This window comes from Porphyromonas asaccharolytica DSM 20707, from assembly GCF_000212375.1.
Lineage (GTDB): Bacteria > Bacteroidota > Bacteroidia > Bacteroidales > Porphyromonadaceae > Porphyromonas > Porphyromonas asaccharolytica.
On the sequence record NC_015501.1, the window covers coordinates 864,597 to 882,626 of the forward strand.

An 18,030-nucleotide genomic window follows, 5' to 3' on the forward strand; every position below is an offset into this window, starting at 1 on the left:
ATTTATCCGCTAGCTCTGATGCCGTGGCAGGTGCTCGAGGAAGAGCATCTGCAGGATCATCACGATGAGATAGGTCAGGAGCATACTACTACCCATCCTGAGAAAGTAATAGCCCCAGTCGAAGCCGCGCAGTGAGTCTAGCGTGAAGAGGACAAACTGATGGATCGCGACCATCTCTAGGATAACGAGCCAGATGCCCCAACCATGTATGCGCATGGAAGGAGCGCGGCGTAAGTTGCTCTCGACATCTACGGCAGGAGCTAGGAGGTAGTTGCGTAGGAAGCCGACGAGCGTCAAGGAGGCCATGTGTAGCCCTGGGGTGCCACTGAGGAGATCGACGGAGAGTCCGACGAGTGCTCCGACGAGTGTGAGCCACTCTCGCGGAGTATCTACGCTAAAGAGTAGTAGCGCAAAGAGATAGACCGACGGGGTCGCATAGCGAAAGAGCTGTATGTAGTTAAAGACCTCGACCTGTAGCAGTACTAGCAGTACGATGCCTAGGGTGGTCCATATCATTTGTAGTCTCATAGATCCTCTTTGCTCTCTGGCTTCTCTTGGTTCTTGGGCTTCTCTTGGTTCTTGGGCTCCTCTAGGTTCTTAGGTTCCTCTAGATTGATCGTATAGCCACCCGTTATCACATAGACGTGGTGTAGCTGCCCGAAGTCTGTCGCGAGAAGCACAGGGAGCTCCTTGCGATAGGTCAGGGGCGTACCCTCAGCGCCTTCGCCCTCTAGTCTGCCGATCACCATGCCTGGCGGAAAGATCGCAGAGTAGCCACTCGTCACGAGCGTGTCCCCGACGGCTAGATGCGCATGCTTGGGCAAGCCCCGCACGATGCTCTCCGAGGGAGAGAGCTTTTGTCGCCACGAGAGATTTCCCACATGCCTTTCGCGTAGTGTCATACAGCTGAGGGTCAGGCTCTCGTTGATGAGCGGTACGACCGTAGCGTAGCGAGCCCCTACCTGAGCAACGATGCCTACGACACCGCTCTGGGAGACGACCCCCATATTGGGCTTGATGCCGTCACGAGCGCCACGATCTATGGTCATCATATTGTTTGCCTTGAGATAGGTCAAGCTGACGACCCGTGCCGTCACAAAGGTAAAGCTAGGCTCCTCCCGCACGATGGTGTCTAAGGTGTCTAAAGGTGTCAGCACCTGTGGTACGACGGTGTCTGCGAGGAAGTATTCGAACTGCCTCTGCAGGGAGAGGTAGCGCCCTTCGAGCGCTGCCAGCTGTGCCGTGAGCTGTTGGTTCTGCTGCTGTAGCGATAAGTAGGAGCGCCAGCGTGACCCCTCGGTATGAATCCTCCCCACGACAGACGAACTGGCAGCCGCTCCCACGAATGAGTGGTAGAGACTGCCATGAAAGAGTAGGAGCAAGGCGACCGCCTCACACACCACTAGGAGCACCCAGTGCAGGTTCGCACGAAGGAGTTCGAGGAGACGACGCATGGTTATCTCTTATTGCTATAGTGCCACGTGACTACCCTCTAGTGAATGAGAAAGTTGTAACTATCTACATTCTTGAGCGCCTTGTCGGTACCCATAGCCACAGCGCGTAGTGGATCCTCGGGGACGTTGAACTGTATCGCGAAGCGACGTGTCAGTCTATCCGCCAGACCACGCAGGAGTGCACCACCGCCTGTCAGGGAAATACCGTTTTGCGTTACATCGGAGTAGAGCTCAGGAGGCGTACTCTCTAGTGTCTTGAGGATAGCGCTCTCGATCTTGACTATAGACTTGTCGAGACACTGAGCGATCTCCTGATAGGAGACGCTGATCTGTCGTGGCAGAGAGTCCATCAGGTCGGCACTCGTGACGATAAAGTCTTCGGGAGCGTTGTCTAGCTCAGCGAGAGCACTACCTACCTCGATCTTGATCTGCTCTGCGGTACGCTCACCGACACGTACATTGTGCTTCTGGCGCATGTACTCCATAATGTCGTGGGTGAACTCGTCACCGGCTACACGTATCGACTGCTTGGAGGAGATACCACCGAGCGAGATGACAGCTATCTCGGTCGTACCACCGCCTATGTCGACTACCATGTTGCCCTCAGGGGCGAGGACATCTATGCCGATGCCTATAGCGGCAGCCATCGACTCATAGAGCATATAGACGTCACGACCGCCAGCGTGCTCGCTCGAGTCCTTGACGGCGCGTATCTCTACTTCAGTACTGCCCGAGGGTACACTGACTACCATACGTAGTGAGGGGGAGAAGAGCGAGTGCGATTTCTTATTGATCTGCTTGACCATACCTCGGATCATCTTCTCGGCTGCGTCAAAGTCCGCTATGACGCCATCTCTGAGAGGACGCACCGAGCGAATGTACTCGTGTCCCTTCTCATAGATCTCTCGCGCCTTCGTACCCACGGCAATCACCTCGTCGTTGCGCCGATCGAAAGCGATGACACTAGGCTCATCGAAAACGATCTTCCCATCCTTCATTATAATCGTATTAGCTGTGCCGAGGTCAATAGCTAATTCTTGTCGTAGTTTGAATAGTCCCATATATTGTTTGGTTGTGACTAATGATTAATGTCTAAAGTGGCGAATACCTGTCGTCACCATGGCAACGCCCTGCTCGTTGCACGCGTCGATGCTTTCCTGGTCTCGTATCGATCCTCCAGGCTGTACGATTGCTGTGATGCCGGCTGTGGCTGCTAGATCCACACAGTCACGGAAGGGGAAGAAAGCGTCGCTCGCCAGGACAGCCCCCTTGAGGTCAAAGCCAAAGGTGTGCGCCTTCTGGATCGCTTGTCTGAGAGCAGAAACACGAGAAGTCTGGCCGATACCTGTCGCTAGTAGTTGGCTGTCACGGACGATAGCCAGCGCATTGCTCTTGCAGTACTTGACGATGCTCTCGGCCATACGGATGTCTGCCATCTCATCTTCGGAGGGCGTAGCCTCCGTGACAGATGTGTAGACGACTGGCTCGGAGAGTATGTCAGGCGTCTGTACCAAGTAGCCACCCGCAGCTGTGCGGATGCTGTCTAGGTCGGGTAGGGGAGCTTTCTGTAGTAGGAGGATGCGCTTCGACTTCTGACCCAATATCTGCAAAGCTTCAGTGTCAAAGTCTGGAGCTATGAGTACCTCAAAGAAGACATGCGAGATCTGCTCTGCTGTCTCCTTGTCGATTGCTCTATTTGCCACTAGGATACCGCCAAAGGCAGACTCCGTGTCCGCCTCATAAGCTGCTTGCCAAGCCTCCGAGATCGTCTCGCGTGAAGCGATACCGCACGGGTTGGTGTGCTTGAGTACCGCAAAGGTGGGCGCTTCGAACTCCTGAATGAGATGCACGGCAGCGTCTAGATCCTGTAGGTTGTTGTAGGATAGCTCCTTGCCTTGTAGCTTGTCAAAGTAGTGATCTAGGTCGCCATAGTAGAAGCCCATCTGGTGAGGATTCTCGCCATAGCGTAGGACTCGTGGGTTGCGCCCGGAGATATGTAGTGCCGTATGAGCGCCTGCATCAAAGTAATTGAAGATATCACTATCGTAGGTCGCTGTCACCTCAAAAGCACGCAGCGCATAGCTCCTTCGCTCTGGTAGCGTTGTAGAGCAGCCGTCACGCTCCAGCAGCTCTATGAGCCCGTCGTACTGATCACGATGCGAGCAGATAAGCACGTCGTGGTAGTTCTTTGCCGCAGCACGTATGAGGGAGATACCGCCGATGTCGATCTTCTCAATGATCTCCTCCTCACTGGCACCACTAGCGACCGTCTCAGCAAAGGGGTATAGATCCACAATGACAAGGTCTATCAGGGGGAGGGTGTACTGCGCTACCTGCTCCTCATCATGCGCATTGTCTCGCCGTGCAAGGATACCTCCGAAGATCATTGGGTGGAGTGTCTTGACGCGTCCTCCTAGGATAGAGGGCAGAGAGGTCAGAGCCTCTACCGGTGTGCAGGGTATCCCGAGCGACTCGATATACTGCTGAGTGCCTCCCGTGGAGACGATCTCTACCTCGGCTGCATGTAGTATACGTGCGATGCGATCGATGCCCTCCTTGTGGTAGACTGATATGAGGGCTCGCCGGATAGGTCTTGTAGTCATAGTGCTTGTGGCGTGTGGTATAGGGTAAATAGTAGCTCTCCTAGGTAGCCCCTGAGAAGAGCAAGATGTCGGTCATAGCTACAGTAGCTACAAAGGTAGTAAAAAGAGCGGATAAAGAGAGCTTCTTGCTAGTGGTTCGTTTAAAAAAGGCGGTCACGTGAAGGTTTGACATCTTCACGTGACCGCTAATTAATTGTCCTCACCCCCTAGATGAAAGGGTGAGTCATCGTCTTGTCAGACAGTCTATACGAAACTTTATAGGTTCGGATTGACCTTATGCCACTCGGCAACGGGCGGTATGACGCCCATCTCGATGATCTGCTCGCGCATACCCTCTAGATGCTTGTAGCTCTTGTCTAGAGCAGCCTCCTCCTCGGGTAGACCGTCTACCTCCTTGTAGGTCACGCCCTCACGAGTTATGGTAGTCTCACGCGCCATCATCACGTTCTTGTAGCGATGGTCACTGACGAAGCACCCTGCGGGCCAGCGGAATGGCTCACCGCCCATAGCCGCGCGAATCATCTCTATGGAGACGTAAGCGGGGCTCTGGAAGCTAGAGCGACCACGTAGTGCGATAATGTTTGCACCGCCCTTGATGACACGCTGCTGGAGTGCAGCCCACTGGTCATGCGTGAGGCGATCGGTGCCGATGAGATCCGTCAGAGGCTTCCCGTCGATGCGGGCTGTGCTGGCGAAGACGGCCATCTGCTCTCCGTGACCACCATAGGTACGAGTATTCGTTACCTGACTCTGCCGGAGCCCGAAGTGCTTAGCTAGCTCGCTCTGTAGACGTGTACTATCAAGCGCAGCAAGGGTAGTCACCTGTGAAGGCTTAAGGCCTGAGTGTATCAGCGTGACTAGCCCCGTGATATCTGCGGGGTTGAAGATGATGACTACATGGTTCACATCGGGGCAATACTGCTTGATGTTGCGCCCCAGCTCAGCAGCTATCTCGGAGTTCCCCTTAAGGAGGTCTTCGCGTGTCATGCCCTCTTTGCGAGGTGCGCCACCAGAAGATACGATATACTTAGCTCCTCGTAGAGCCTCTGCGATGTCAGAGGTAAAGGTTAGATTGATTCCATCGAAGCCACAGTGACGCATCTCCTCCCAGACACCCTCGAGACCCTTAGCATAGGGGTCGTAGAGGCAGATGTTTGGGGTAAGGCGCATCATGGCAGCGGTCTGCGCCATGTTTGATCCGATCATGCCGGCAGCACCGATGATGACCAGCTTGTCTTGTGTTACGAAACTCATAGTGTCTTATACTTGTTGAAATGATTGATACGCTATCTCTTGTCTAGAACAGGAAAAGATCGAGAGCCGGTCATCAGACCTGCAAGGGTCGTACGCACTAGCTCCCGATCTCTCCACTAGAGTGTTATCCTATTTAAGCCTCGTAGCGACGAGCGATCTCTTTCCAGTCGATGATAGACCAGAGATCCTTGACGTGGTCGGCACGGCGGTTTTGATAGGTTAGGTAGTAAGCGTGCTCCCATACGTCGAAGCACATCAGAGGCTTGAGACCCTTGCGTAGTGGGTTGCCAGCGTTTGGCTCCTTCTCTATTGAGAGCTTGCCCTGGTTGTCACTAGCTAGCCACGCCCAGCCTGAGCCAAAGAGTGAAGTGCAGGCCTCGTTGAAAGCCTTCTGAAACTCCTCAAAGCTGCCGAAGTCACGCTTGATAGCCTCAGCGAGCTTGCCCTCGGGCTGACCACCCGCCTTGGGAGCAAACTGTAGGAAGTACATATTGTGATTCATCACCTGGCCAGCCTGATTGTATAGCTTGCCCTCAGCCTTGCGGACGAGATCCTCCAGAGAGGCATCCTTCAGGTCAGAGTCGGGGAGTAGCTTATTGAGTGTATCTACGTAGCCCTTGAGGTGCTTGCCGTGGTGATACTGAATCGTCTCAGCGCTGATTACAGGCTCAAGTGCATTGTTTGCGTAGGGGAGCTTTATTAGTTCGTGTGTCATGTTGCTTTATTTGTTTATGTTAAGTGTTACAGATGCATCTCTAGTCTCGCAGCTCATATATCTGGAGCTACCAGCCTAGACTGCATCACAAAGGTATATAAAAAGAGCTACAAATACAAGTCCCCTTAGGAGGATCTTCCGCAAATCTTACAAGTAGCCCGCTGTAAGGTCCTACGGCTCTAACTTCTAATCCCTAACCTCTAATTCGATAGACACGTGGAAAAAATCAAATCTCCACGTGGATATTTTTTATTCTCCACGTAGGGAAGAAACATTTCCTCCGAAGTTTCATTTGATTCCTCCGAAGTTTCATTTCATCTCTACGTAGAGAATTTTTATTCTCCACGTGGAGAATCCAAAATTCCTACGTGGAGATTCGATCTTTTGGGTCAAAGTGCGTTTCATTCCCTAGCGAGACACTATAATATAATAGGAGAGCCTACAATCCTCACTGGGACTGTAGGCTCTCTTTGCTAGACGATCGAGTGTCTACTCTCGGCTAGACCTCTGTCTAGGTGTGCTGCTAGAGACACCTTAGGTGTGAGGCCGGACGCACAGGCGCGTTACTCAGCGTCCTTGTGCTCTTCAGCGTGCTCGGAGCCCTCCTCGGTCTCGCTAAGCTCACCCCCAGCAGCATCCTTACCACGAGCAGCACGTGTCTGCTTGACTGCGCAGACGACAGCCTGTGGAGCGTCTACAAGCTCGAGACCCTCGAAGGATAGCTCGTGAACTTGTATCGTCTTGCCTAGCTTGAGGTTGGTTACGTCAATGACCAGAGTCTCAGGGATCTTGTCATAGATGGCACGTACGCGTAGGTTGCGCTTCTCACGTACCAGCTTACCACCGGCTCTAACACCGACAGCGTGACCATCGAGTACGACAGGTACGCTCATGACGATAGGCTTATCCTCGCTTACCTCGTAGAGATCTGCATGGAGCGTCTTGTCACTTACTGGGTGAAACTGCACCTCCTTCAGTACAGCCTTGACCTGCTTGCCCTCGATGTCTAGCTCGATGAGATAGATATCAGGTGTGTAGATCAGCTTGTTGATATCGTCAGCCTTGACGATAAGGTGCTGTGTCTCGCTACCTCCGTAGAGGACTACAGGTACGAGCCCTTCAGAACGGAGCCCCTTGGTAGCTTTCTTGCCGAGCTGGTCGGCCTTGCGCACGGTGGCGCTGAGCTTAAAATGCTTCATTAGTACAAATAGTTAGTGTTACTCAAAATTAGTCTCGCTAATCTCCCATTACACTGTGGTGCACTGTTAGAGCCTCTGTGACGGGTGTCGGACAGTCGTGTCAACCTTCGCGTCAGCTCCACTAGAGACCAAAGATCCCCATCCCGCAAGAGGGGGTGTACAATTGGATTCATAGGAAAACCGTCTGCAAAGGTACAAATTTTCTATCGATCAGACGTTAAGAATTTCAGATCCTTGATCTCGCAACGCGTTATTAGATAAGATTTTTGTACCTTTGCGCCATTGTACAGAGTAACTATACATACAGTTTTACCTATTAAATCACCACAACTTACTAAATGAGTAACAATCCAACGGATCGTATCCAGCCACTCGCAGACTTCGACTGGTCTGGCTACGCACAGGACACTGACATCTCTCCTGAGATGCGCAAAGAGCGCGAGGCGATTTATGACAAGACTCTGACGACGATCAAAGAGAACGAGGTCGTCATGGGTAAGGTCATGTCTATCAGCAAGCGCGAGGTACTAGTCAACATCGGCTACAAGAGTGCAGGCATCATCTCTGCCAACGAGTTTAACTACAACAAGGATCTCAAGGTCGGAGACGAGGTTGAGGTACTTGTCGAGAGCAAGGAGGACCGCTTCGGTCAGCTACAACTCTCTCACCGCAAGGCTCGTGCAGCTCGTGCTTGGGAGAAGATCGCAGCTGCTCAGGAGAATGACGAGGTCATCCTAGGCTACATCAAGAGCCGTGTCAACGGCGGTATGATCGTCGACATCTTTGGCATCGAGGCATTCCTCCCAGGATCACAGATCGACGTACGTCCTATCAAGGACTACGATGCTTTTGTCGACAAGACGATGGAGTTCAAGATCGTCAAGGTCAACCCCGAGTATCGCAACGTAGTCGTATCACACAAGGTCCTCATCGAGGCAGAGCTCGAGCAGCAGAAGAAGGAGATCATCTCCAAGCTCGAGAAGGGTCAAGTCCTCGAGGGTGTCGTCAAGGGTATCACCTCTTATGGTGCTTTCGTCGACCTCGGTGGCGTAGACGGTCTGATCCATATTACCGACCTCTCTTGGGGTCGTATCGGAGATCCCTCTGAGGTGGTCTCTCTCGATGAGAAGATCAACGTGGTCATCCTCGACTTTGATGAGGAGAAGACACGTATCGCTCTTGGTCTCAAGCAGCTTATGCCTCACCCATGGGATGCGCTCGATCCTAACCTGAAGGAGGGCGACATCATCCATGGCCGTGTCGTCGTTATCACAGACTACGGTGCATTTGTAGAGGTAATCCCAGGTGTCGAGGGTCTGATCCACGTCAGCGAGATGTCCTGGACGCAGCACCTACGCAGTGCTCAGGAGTTCCTCACCGTAGGTCAGGAGGTAGACGCTGTCGTCCTCATGCTCGACCGCGAGGATCGCAAGATGAGCCTTGGTCTCAAGCAGCTCAAGCCCGATCCATGGGAGACCATCGAGCAACGCTTCCCTGTAGGATCTAACCACGAGGCTCGCGTACGCAACTTCACCAACTACGGTGTCTTCGTTGAGCTCGACGAGGGTATCGACGGCCTGATCCATATCAGCGACCTATCCTGGACACGCAAGGTCAAGCACCCCAATGAGTTCGTCAAGGTCGGTCAGATGATCGAGGTACAGGTACTAGAGATCGACAAGGAGAACCGTCGTCTCAGCTTGGGTCACAAGCAGGTAACGGAGAATCCTTGGGATGAGTTCGCTAAGGAGTTCACCATAGGCTCTATCCACGAGGGTACCGTCATCCGTATGAACGAGAAGGGTGCCACCATCGCACTACCTTATGGTGTAGAGGCTTTTGCTACTCCTAAGCATCTAGTCAAGGAGGATGGCTCTAGCGTCGCACTAGACGAGAAGCTTCCCTTCAAGATCCTAGACTTCAACCCCGAGATGCAGCGCATCATCGTCTCTCACAGCCGCATCCACGAGGATGCTGAGCGTGCCGAGCGTCGTCAGGCTGCTACCGAGGAGCGCAACCAGCAGGTACGTGACGCTGCCGCTGTAGCTGCTACACAGCAGAGCGTAGAGCGTGCTACTCTAGGAGACCTTGACGAGCTAGCTGCTCTCAAGGAGCGTCTAGAGAGTGCTGAGTAATCCGTGCAAAAGATGTAACGATCTTTTGGTGAGGCTGTAAAGCCCACTGGAATAGGTCGGCAGTAAATAATTAGAGAGGTGACATCCCCAAGGGATCGTCACCTCTCTTCATATGTAGCTCATACAGTCCTGAGGAAGTCCGCTGCCGACGGCTCTCTCTTCCGTAGATTAGGAGTCAGGGCTGACGCATTATAATTCCATTTCGAAGATTTCCTCTGGAGTCATTCGAGAGCAATAGTGTCCTAAACGTTTTTGGCGGGAGAAGGGTGTAAGATAGCTGTCAAGCGGGTCAATCGCCCCTTGACATTTGCGGTAAAAACGGGGGTATCCCCCCTATGCTATTTCGGGCTCGTCTGGAGGCGGTGGAAACGGATCATTTATCCACTGAAAGAGGTCGATTTTGGTGAAAGTGTTGAGTCTCAAAGAGGCTGTTAAGTTGGAGAGACTCCAGGGGTGTTTTGCTATTCGCTTGAGATATTGAAGTAGGAGAATCGTAATCAAAGCCGTTCAAATCTGAATCTCAACAGCGTTTTGAGAGGTTCCTAGAAAACTCTTGATGTGCAGGTTTTGCTTGAGCTTTCTAAAGAAGATCTCAATCTTCCAACGTGAACGATATAGTGCTGCAATAGTGCTGGCTGCGTGCTTAAAGTCATTGGTATACAGATCAATCGTATAGCCTCCTTGAACATTGTAGATGCCTATCCTACGAATCTTCTTAGGGTACTTGCTTCTCTACTCCTGTCAGTCTCACCTCTTCATCTATCAGTATCTCTTGAGATGTCGTATCAGGCAAATCTCTCTCCCTTATTGATTCAAATTGGATGTTGTCTCTTCCTCTGACGATGAAAACAACCCCTGTGCTGTCCCAAATATTGGAAGAGTGCATAAAAGACATCTTCGAAGAACTGAGAAGTCCTATTGGCGTTTTGGTAACTGATGTTGGATTTGGAGGGAGTTCGTGATAGACCTAGATGATTGAGATTGCCCGTGGCAGATTTGTAGCCCCTCTGAGATTTGACGTAGCGACACGCTACCCGAGAATTGGCTGAAGATCATAGTCACCAAGTGGCTCCACGAGTTAAAGCCCTTTGCATGCTTGTCTGTGTCATGCTTCTTGACTAATCGTTGGATGATTTCTCGAGGTATGAGTCGGATTACTTGTGCGAATAGTGTTATATTTGCTATTGAAAAGGGTGGTTTGTGACAGCTCTCACTAGCTGTGCTTTGTTTCCAATTACAAACCTACCCTTTTCTCTTTACCCTGCAAAACGTTTAGGACACTATTGGTCCAACGCTGCATTTTGGCATAAGTATATACCTAATTTTGCGACGAGTTTTTTATAATATGAAACTGATAGAGATAACAACAAAAGAAGCCTTCGCGGCATTCTGCGCAAAGGAATTTCCTAACCAACCCTACAGTTGGAACGGTGATTGGTGCTTTGTCCAAGCAGGAACTCATTTGGGTGATTGCCTTCATTATGAATTTAATGGAGGCAAGGTCAGCTTGCATATAGAAAGTGAACCAGGAACTTGGAGAGGGATTCGCAACTATCTTAATGCACATGCTCCTTATGCTAACATAACCCCAAAAGGCTGGTGGGGACGCCAAAATGGGGCATGGACATTAAAGACAGAGATTACCTGTGAGTCGGATTTTTATCAAGCATTCAAAGATATTCGTGATGCTTTGGAATATCATATTATACAGTATGAGAGGGGACTTCAGATTGAACGTGGCGTGAAAGAGGCAGAAGAAAGTAACAAGTTACGTTCTTCAATACAAACTGTCGGCGAGACACTGACTGCTCAATTGCGAATACCATATTACCAACGCCCATATCGTTGGACAAAGAACAACGTACTGCAATTATTAAAAGATATCCGCGACAATTGGAAAACTGAAAAGCAGACATATAGGATAGGCAGTGTAATTCTCCACACAGATGGTGAATTCAACGACATTGTGGATGGGCAGCAGCGCATCACCACGATTGCGTTGCTATTACATGAATGTGCGATGCCCACACCGGCAATGAAGACTCTTAGATACGCCCATGCCGACTCGCTAAAATCCATTCGTAACAATCGCCAGGTTATAGCTGATTGGCTTAGAGAAAATGTTGAAACTGGAAAAGACCGAGAGGAATTTGCGCATTATGTAATGGATAACTGTGAGTTTGTACAGATTATCGTTTCTGAGCAATCGGAGGCCTTCCAGATGTTTGATTCTCAAAACGGACGAGGCAAGGAACTGGAAGCTTATAATTTACTCAAAGCTTTCCATATTAGAGCTATGGAACAAAATAGTCAGGAGGAACGCATCGCATGTGACGTAAGATGGGAAGCCGCTACGCAATATGACGCAACCCCGTTGATTCCAGACGATGGTAGTATCGACATTCTACGCCAGATATTCAATGAGCAACTTTATCGTTCACGTCGGTGGATACGCACGACAGAAGCCAAGAAGTTCTCCAAAGCGAAAATCGGCGAATTTAAGGGATGTACTATAGATAAAAACCATCTAGCTGAATTCCCCTTCCAAAATCCACAGTTGCTCTTGTACCTTACAGCAAAATTCTACGAAAGCACGTTGAAGGGCACAATCGCCACGGCCAATCGCTTTTTGCATGGCGATCCTGAAAACGTTGACCCGTTTGCAAACATAAACCAAACCATTGTGAATGGAAAGTCGTTTTTTGAATATGTTGAAACGTATGTTGAACTATACAAACGACTGTTCATCGAGTTAGGTACGCACCAACTTGCAGGCTTCAAGCGATTCTACTATCAGTATTGTCTTGATTACAGATGTTCAGATCCAGAAGCGATGCGCAAGAAACCGTATGCGCATCAGCCCAAAGGAGATGCGGCTCGTAATGGAGACGGATATTTGAGAGAGGTGTATAAATCGCTGATAATATGCCTGTTCTACAAATTTGGAGAGAAAGCCTTGGTTCGCTACTACAAGACCCTTTATCGTCTCGTATATGTTGAGCGAATAACGCATGAGCAGGTAAGATACAAGACCGCTGACAAACTGCCTCATTCGTATTTCGAACTGATATACCGAGCCAAAGACATGGCATCCCTCTCGCGATTGGATGACATGCTGGCAAACAAGCTGAAGGAAATAAAAAGCACTTGCGATAAAGTGCCACAAAATATAAAAGACCTCATTCTGAAAGTATAATATGAAAACAGAGAATCTCAACAAGAGCATCACTGAAATCTTCGGTGCTCGCTACATTATACCTTTGTACCAACGTAATTTCGCATGGCGGGAAGAACAGATTCTACGGCTGCTTCAGGATATATACGAAGCATATACGACTAATCCCGAAGGTAATTACTTTATTGGCAGCCTTGTTGTCCGGAAACGCCGCGATGATGACTTTGAGGTGATAGATGGCCAGCAACGTTTGACAGTTCTGAGTCTTATTACACGCTTTCTGGCTAATTCCTATTTTGAGGTGCTGGGGGAGAAGCCACACGCAAAAAACTAACTGAAGTGAATTGATTAACTTGCACCCCCAAATGAATGAGGAGAGCTTTTCGCCCTCCCCCTTACCACCTCAAATATGACTAAAGAACTAGATTGGATTGAGCTATTCGCTCCACAAGAAATTCTCCGAGACTTTAACTTCGAGAAGTTGGTTGAAGAAAACGGCATTTACCGCATCTTTATGGTAGAGAAAGATGACGCTGCCCATATCCCCGCAGAGTTGAAAAAAGAGGTCAACGGAGATCTTTCAAACATAGTCCTAGACGGCTATACGAACTACATTGAGTTGCAGACCTTCCCAGCTATGGGCAAGGAGGTCTTCCTCTACCTCAAGCGTCGTCGCTGGAAGGTAAAACAGGACCAGCGACAAGAGGAAAAGAGCTACTCCAACAGCTACTCATACAATGAAAAAGGCATGAAAGCGACCAAGGCTTTCGGCAATTTTTTAAAAGAAATTGATTGGGTCTAAGCCCACCAGTATCGGGCAAGTCGCCTACTGTATGGGGATGAGCTCGAAGAAACTCTTTCGCTGGTACAAAGATGTCTTGAGCGGATACAAAAGCCCAGGGCACCAACGCCATTTGCAGAAGACTGGAGCCTCACGATCTCTAGGGTCTTCTGCTAAAAGCCCTGTAAGTTCTGATCTAAAGATCCCCATTCTCAATGAGAAGAATATGGGATCCATCATCTGCATAGACGAAAAGAACATCAACGGGGATTGCTACACCATCGTGTCGAACCCAGAGACGAATAAAATCGTCCTGATGGTCAACACGCTCCGAGCCTCCCAGATCGTCTATCTAATGAGATCAAACATCTCCCAAGAAGCACTTTTCGCAGTCTCTTGCGTAACCCGTGATATGGCTCCAAACTACGACTGGGTGGCTCGTGAACTCTTCCCCAATGCCTATCAAGTTGCGGACAAATTTCACGTTGTCAAAAACATCATTGATCAAGTCCAGTCAGTAAGAATACGCTACCGCCAAGAGCTTCTACGCAAGCAACGGGAGCTGGAGGAGGCGAGTCGCAAACGGTCTAAACTGCAGCCCGCCCCCAAAATCCAGCAAGAGCTCAAAGAGTTCAAAAAAGAGCTGTCCAATGGAGATACCCAGCTACAGCTCCTCCAGCGCAGCAAAGGGTTACTACACAAGCTTCACAACGAGCAGACAGCCAGTCAAAAGCTACGCGCTCGGCTACTCTTTAGACTTTTCCCAGACATCAAAGAAGCGTACAAATTCTCCGTAGCGCTACGGAAGTGGTACCAACGTCCTATGCGAAATGGTACCTCCATAACACCCTCCCGACACCTGTTGGAGTGTAAGAAAAAAGCACTTCTAGAGATCATCACTAATCACCTCAGTAGTCCATGTGAAGAGGTCAAGAACATCGCTCACTTTATGGTCAAGCACATAGGAGAGATCTGCAACTACTTCCTCGGCTATAAGACCAACGCTTCAGCAGAAGCACTCAACCAGAACCTCCAACGCTTTATCGCCATCAACTATGGAACCCGAAATAGTGACTTCTTCCTCTACCGCATCGCCGTTCACTTCAGTTAGTTTTTTGCGTGTGGCTTTCTCCCCAGCACCTCAAAATAGGAATTAGCCCGCTTTCTCGGCATTAATAGTAACAACTGCCTTTATTACGATTCGCGGCCATATGTGGTGGAATATCTTAAAGCTTTTTACGCGAACCCTCTAACGGCCAGCGTAAACCACCCATCTATAACATATCTCAAGGAGGCTGTGAATACTATTGCCTCAGCAAATCTCGCAGAAGGTATGCCAGGCAATAAGCTCGTAAAATTAGGTGAAGACGAGAATTTTGCTCAGTATTTTGCCAACCACGTTATACTGGTCAGAGTTGAAATCCCAGAAGACACCGATGTGACTACATATTTCGAGATTATGAATAACCGTGGAGAACAGTTGCAAGAGCACGAGATTCTCAAAGCGTTGTTGATTGGTAAAATTGACGATATCGGCAAGCAGCAAGAATTTGCACTTATCTGGGACGCATGTTCCCAGATAGATGTGCCAATACAGAAGGCTGTTCCTCCTTCACGGCGCAGGTGTTATTTCGGTGACGGATTCTGCGATTACAAATTTCATGGTTTGACTGAGAGTGGCGAGAAATCCACGGAACTTGTTGGTTATACCATTGAGGAAATTCTAAACGGAAACGCTTGTGGAACAGCGTCTCATGATGTAAAGTCCGAAGATGATGATATTGAATTTCCAACGGAAACTGATTATTCATCCATCATCGACTTTCCCAACTTCATCATGCACCTGTTTAAAGCTTTTTATGAAGCAAATTACGAGAAACGAACAGACAGTCTTGTTCCGTTGGATTCCAAATATATGCTGCACGTCTTTGATGAGCTTAATGATGCCATAGACCCAGAAGAATTTATCGGGAATATGCTTCGTACAAAGACGTTTTTTGACCGTTACGTAGTAAGAACAGTAGCGGTGGAAGAGTCAGAGAAGGGCGATGACGACGAGGCCGTGAATTGGAAACTTATACGTCCTGAGCAAAGTGGCAATAAAATGTATTTCAGAAATACGTTTGAAGGAGATATACAAAAGCGCATAGTTAAAGCACTATCCATGCTTCAGGTAACGTTTCGCACGCGCAAATACAAGAATTGGCTACAAGAAGCAATACGATGGTTCGCAAAAGCTGACAATATATCTGTAAACGCAAACGAATACATTACCTTCTTGGACGAATACATTTTGCAACGTGCCGACTCGTCAGACATGCACATAAATGAATATGAACCCATCGCTCCTAATCAGTCCCTTTGCCGCAACAATAGCATGTCCGATGGTGTGCGCACACCACATTTCCTTTTCAATCTGATAGATTATCTCTATTGGGTAGAAAGGTTTATACACAAGTCCTGCCACCAGATACCACATACAGACAAGCTGAAAGATTTTTCTTTCCGATATTGGAACTCGGTAGAACACCACCTTGCCCGTAAAAAAGCAGAGAATATAGATGGTGCAGACGAATATATTGACAATCTGGGGAACCTTTGCTTAATCAGCAAAGGTGCCAACTCACGTCTTAATGACCGAGACGTTAAGGAGAAAGTGCAAACGTATAAGAACAAGAATATGGGCGCAAACCGTCAAATTATGTACTTTATTACGGAAGTTCACCATTTTGAATGGGATGAGGAAGACATTAGAATCCATTACAACGATTTGTTAAGTCTATTAGCTAAACGGGCGACTATACTCTGCATTACAGAATGAAATTAGGTGGCAATGCTTCGATTTGGCATAGACGGATTCATACCTTTGCACCAAAATTGACTCGCATGACACTGAAAGAACTACTGAACAAGGTTGAGTTTGACGATGTTGCACCCTATATAGTGCAGCACTATCCTGATATGGCAAAGTGCCTCTTTGGTTTCAAAGAAGCGTTTGACGGCATGAGGAATACCATACCGTCCAATCTTGATGGCGAAAATGTCAAGGTGGAGTATTATATTGAGGATGCCAAGGATCCATGTCTTGCGGCATTTCATTCGGATAATGCCGATTGGGAGACGGTTGTTGGGCGCGAAGTGATTATTGGCACCAATGTCTCTGCTCCTTTGGAAGAGATAATCGCGGTTGTCCTCTTTGATGCAACCTTCTGGGGCTTCACTCCAGAAGATAGGGAAGAAACATTTGACGTGTGGCAAGAGGATAGAAGACCTCCCACCAATGGCAATCCTTATCTCCTCAAATGGTGACATCTTACCCAGCGCGAGCACGACAGCAAATGCCGCAAAGAGGACATAGGCACGAGAACCTACACTTGGGTTGGTGACAACCCTTTTACCGAGAAGCGCACCTCTCGCGAAATAATCGGTGTGCCGGTTCAAGTCGGTGAGGACGATTTCATCGTCAGGAACGGAGACATCTTGACAATGTATTCTGCAACCGGCGAAACGCTCAAATGGCGTCATCTTACAGAAGAAGAGAAAGAACAACTTAAAGAGAACGACCAATGACACGAAAAGAGAGCACAATCAATATTGAGCGCATTGAAGCGGGCAAGGATGTCGCAACCTTGCGCGAGTTATTGCTGTCAGTGGAAGAAGATATAAAGGGTATTGTCGGAAACGATCCATTGAGTTTCTATCTTGAACGTCCTTCACAACAGGCCATGGAAGAAATAGACAACTACATCGGTCTGAGAACAATGATACTGGACAAGATGTTCACCTATGCTCCCGACGAGATTGAACGTATGGAGCAGGTGAACACGCTCCTGACCGACTTGCGGAAGAATATGTATCGGCGTACCTGTGCATTGTATCGCACCTTGCTGGCTCATGGCGTTGACAAAAGTTTCGATGATGACTATGAGGTGGAAGGTAAACTGACCGTAGGAGTGGAATATGACAGCAAAGAGGGCGATTACGGAACCGTCCTGCATCTGGAAAACGATGCTTACTATGGCTCTGACTTCGCCTATATGCTTTACGTCATCGCAAACAACGAAGAAGAAAGGCGTTACGCTCTTGGCTACATCGACAACTGTTGTTTGCGGCACGAAGAAGGAAACACGCCAGACATGACGGACAAGGAATTGCTTGTCGTTGACTTCGCAGATTTGGACGATGGCACCAGTTGGGACGAGTGCCTGCATCGCGATGATCTAAAACATATCTGCTTTGGGTACGCATTCCATTCCCTCTATAGCCATAACCCTTATTCGCTGGCCGACATCGTGCGCATCAACAGTTTTGATGTGAATGTTCAATTGGTTTGTCAACGGCTAACAGACCAGGCCGGTCGGCGAAACAAAGACATAACCAAGGACAATGAGTGATTTTGACAAGAAATGCCAGGAGGACAACATAAGAGTGTTGCACCTGCTGGAGGAATGCCTTCACGGGGATGGCAAGCATTTGCGGTTCTGCCAACTCATTGAAATACTTAATGGTCATACCGACTACTTCTATGAAGAGCCGGAAGCCACATTTGAACGATGGAACAAAGTAATCAAACAACTGAAATATGAGCACAACAACATTCCGACAGCAGGTAAAGCAGATGCTTCACGCTAATAACAGACCCGACACTCCGCCGAGCAAGTTTGCAAGAACAGTGTGGTATATCTTCAAATGGCTTGTTATCATTGAAGTCTTT

The 18,030-nt window shown here is 49.0% G+C and carries 16 protein-coding genes and 1 pseudogene; 9 read left to right on the forward strand and 8 right to left on the reverse strand.

Features of this window, described 5'->3' with window-relative positions; translation table 11 throughout:
- Window positions 1–9 precede the first annotated feature (9 nt).
- The 7 genes from mreD to PORAS_RS03480 form a co-directional block, all read right to left on the reverse strand.
- On the reverse strand, window positions 10–528 hold the full coding sequence (gene mreD, locus PORAS_RS03450) for a rod shape-determining protein MreD (RefSeq protein WP_013760189.1): 519 nt from the start codon (window positions 526–528) through the stop codon (window positions 10–12).
- Window positions 525–1,454 carry a rod shape-determining protein MreC gene (gene mreC / locus PORAS_RS03455; RefSeq protein ID WP_013760190.1) on the reverse strand — a complete coding sequence of 310 codons (930 nt, stop codon included), beginning with the start codon at window positions 1,452–1,454 and terminating at the stop codon, window positions 525–527. Before mreC ends, mreD begins: the two co-directional genes overlap by 4 nt.
- Before the next feature lie 38 nt (window positions 1,455–1,492).
- On the reverse strand, window positions 1,493–2,515 hold the full coding sequence (gene mreB / locus PORAS_RS03460; protein WP_004331494.1) for a rod shape-determining protein: 1,023 nt from the start codon (window positions 2,513–2,515) through the stop codon (window positions 1,493–1,495).
- Between the two features lie 24 nt (window positions 2,516–2,539).
- Window positions 2,540–4,057, reverse strand: coding sequence for a bifunctional phosphoribosylaminoimidazolecarboxamide formyltransferase/IMP cyclohydrolase (purH, locus tag PORAS_RS03465; RefSeq protein WP_013760191.1), 1,518 nt, complete (start codon window positions 4,055–4,057; stop codon window positions 2,540–2,542).
- A gap of 255 nt (window positions 4,058–4,312) precedes the next feature.
- Window positions 4,313–5,311, reverse strand: a complete 999-nt coding sequence (locus tag PORAS_RS03470) for a malate dehydrogenase (RefSeq protein WP_013760192.1) — start codon at window positions 5,309–5,311, stop codon at window positions 4,313–4,315.
- Between the two features lie 133 nt (window positions 5,312–5,444).
- Complete coding sequence (locus PORAS_RS03475; RefSeq protein ID WP_004331502.1) at window positions 5,445–6,026, reverse strand: superoxide dismutase; 582 nt, start codon at window positions 6,024–6,026, stop codon at window positions 5,445–5,447.
- A 563-nt stretch (window positions 6,027–6,589) separates the two neighbouring features.
- On the reverse strand, window positions 6,590–7,225 hold the full coding sequence (locus PORAS_RS03480; RefSeq protein ID WP_004330883.1) for a 50S ribosomal protein L25/general stress protein Ctc: 636 nt from the start codon (window positions 7,223–7,225) through the stop codon (window positions 6,590–6,592).
- A 338-nt stretch (window positions 7,226–7,563) separates the two neighbouring features.
- Between PORAS_RS03480 and rpsA the strand changes: the two genes are divergently transcribed.
- Window positions 7,564–9,360: a 30S ribosomal protein S1 gene (rpsA, locus tag PORAS_RS03485; RefSeq protein WP_013760193.1), complete on the forward strand. Its 1,797-nt coding sequence runs from the start codon at window positions 7,564–7,566 to the stop codon at window positions 9,358–9,360.
- Window positions 9,361–9,693: 333 nt separating this feature from the next.
- On the opposite strand, the pseudogene PORAS_RS08765 reads toward rpsA, so the two are convergent.
- Window positions 9,694–10,545: pseudogene (locus tag PORAS_RS08765) on the reverse strand (DUF4372 domain-containing protein).
- Window positions 10,546–10,705: 160 nt separating this feature from the next.
- Between PORAS_RS08765 and PORAS_RS03490 the strand changes: the two are divergent.
- From PORAS_RS03490 to PORAS_RS03525, 8 genes are all read left to right on the forward strand, one after another.
- Window positions 10,706–12,556, forward strand: a complete 1,851-nt coding sequence (locus tag PORAS_RS03490) for a DUF262 domain-containing protein (protein WP_013760194.1) — start codon at window positions 10,706–10,708, stop codon at window positions 12,554–12,556.
- Between the two features lies 1 nt (window position 12,557).
- Complete coding sequence (locus PORAS_RS03495) at window positions 12,558–12,869, forward strand: DUF262 domain-containing protein (RefSeq protein WP_044211272.1); 312 nt, start codon at window positions 12,558–12,560, stop codon at window positions 12,867–12,869.
- Window positions 12,870–12,944: 75 nt separating this feature from the next.
- Entirely contained in the window at window positions 12,945–13,337 is a 393-nt protein-coding gene (locus PORAS_RS03500) for an ISAon1 family transposase N-terminal region protein (protein WP_013759848.1), read from the forward strand.
- A 37-nt stretch (window positions 13,338–13,374) separates the two neighbouring features.
- The gene (locus tag PORAS_RS03505; protein WP_245528033.1) at window positions 13,375–14,427 is read left to right on the forward strand and encodes a transposase; all 1,053 of its coding nucleotides are present in this window, start codon (window positions 13,375–13,377) and stop codon (window positions 14,425–14,427) included.
- A 186-nt stretch (window positions 14,428–14,613) separates the two neighbouring features.
- Window positions 14,614–16,137 carry a GmrSD restriction endonuclease domain-containing protein gene (locus PORAS_RS03510; RefSeq protein WP_155811463.1) on the forward strand — a complete coding sequence of 508 codons (1,524 nt, stop codon included), beginning with the start codon at window positions 14,614–14,616 and terminating at the stop codon, window positions 16,135–16,137.
- 65 nt (window positions 16,138–16,202) lie between these two features.
- Window positions 16,203–16,625, forward strand: coding sequence for a DUF6557 family protein (locus tag PORAS_RS03515; protein ID WP_155811464.1), 423 nt, complete (start codon window positions 16,203–16,205; stop codon window positions 16,623–16,625).
- Window positions 16,626–16,882: 257 nt separating this feature from the next.
- Window positions 16,883–17,710 (forward strand): hypothetical protein, encoded by an 828-nt coding sequence (locus PORAS_RS03520; protein WP_013760196.1) that lies wholly within the window; start codon window positions 16,883–16,885, stop codon window positions 17,708–17,710.
- A complete protein-coding gene (locus PORAS_RS03525) occupies window positions 17,703–17,948 on the forward strand; it encodes a hypothetical protein (RefSeq protein WP_013760197.1) in 246 nt (81 codons plus the stop codon). Before PORAS_RS03520 ends, PORAS_RS03525 begins: the two co-directional genes overlap by 8 nt.
- Window positions 17,949–18,030: the final 82 nt, after the last annotated feature.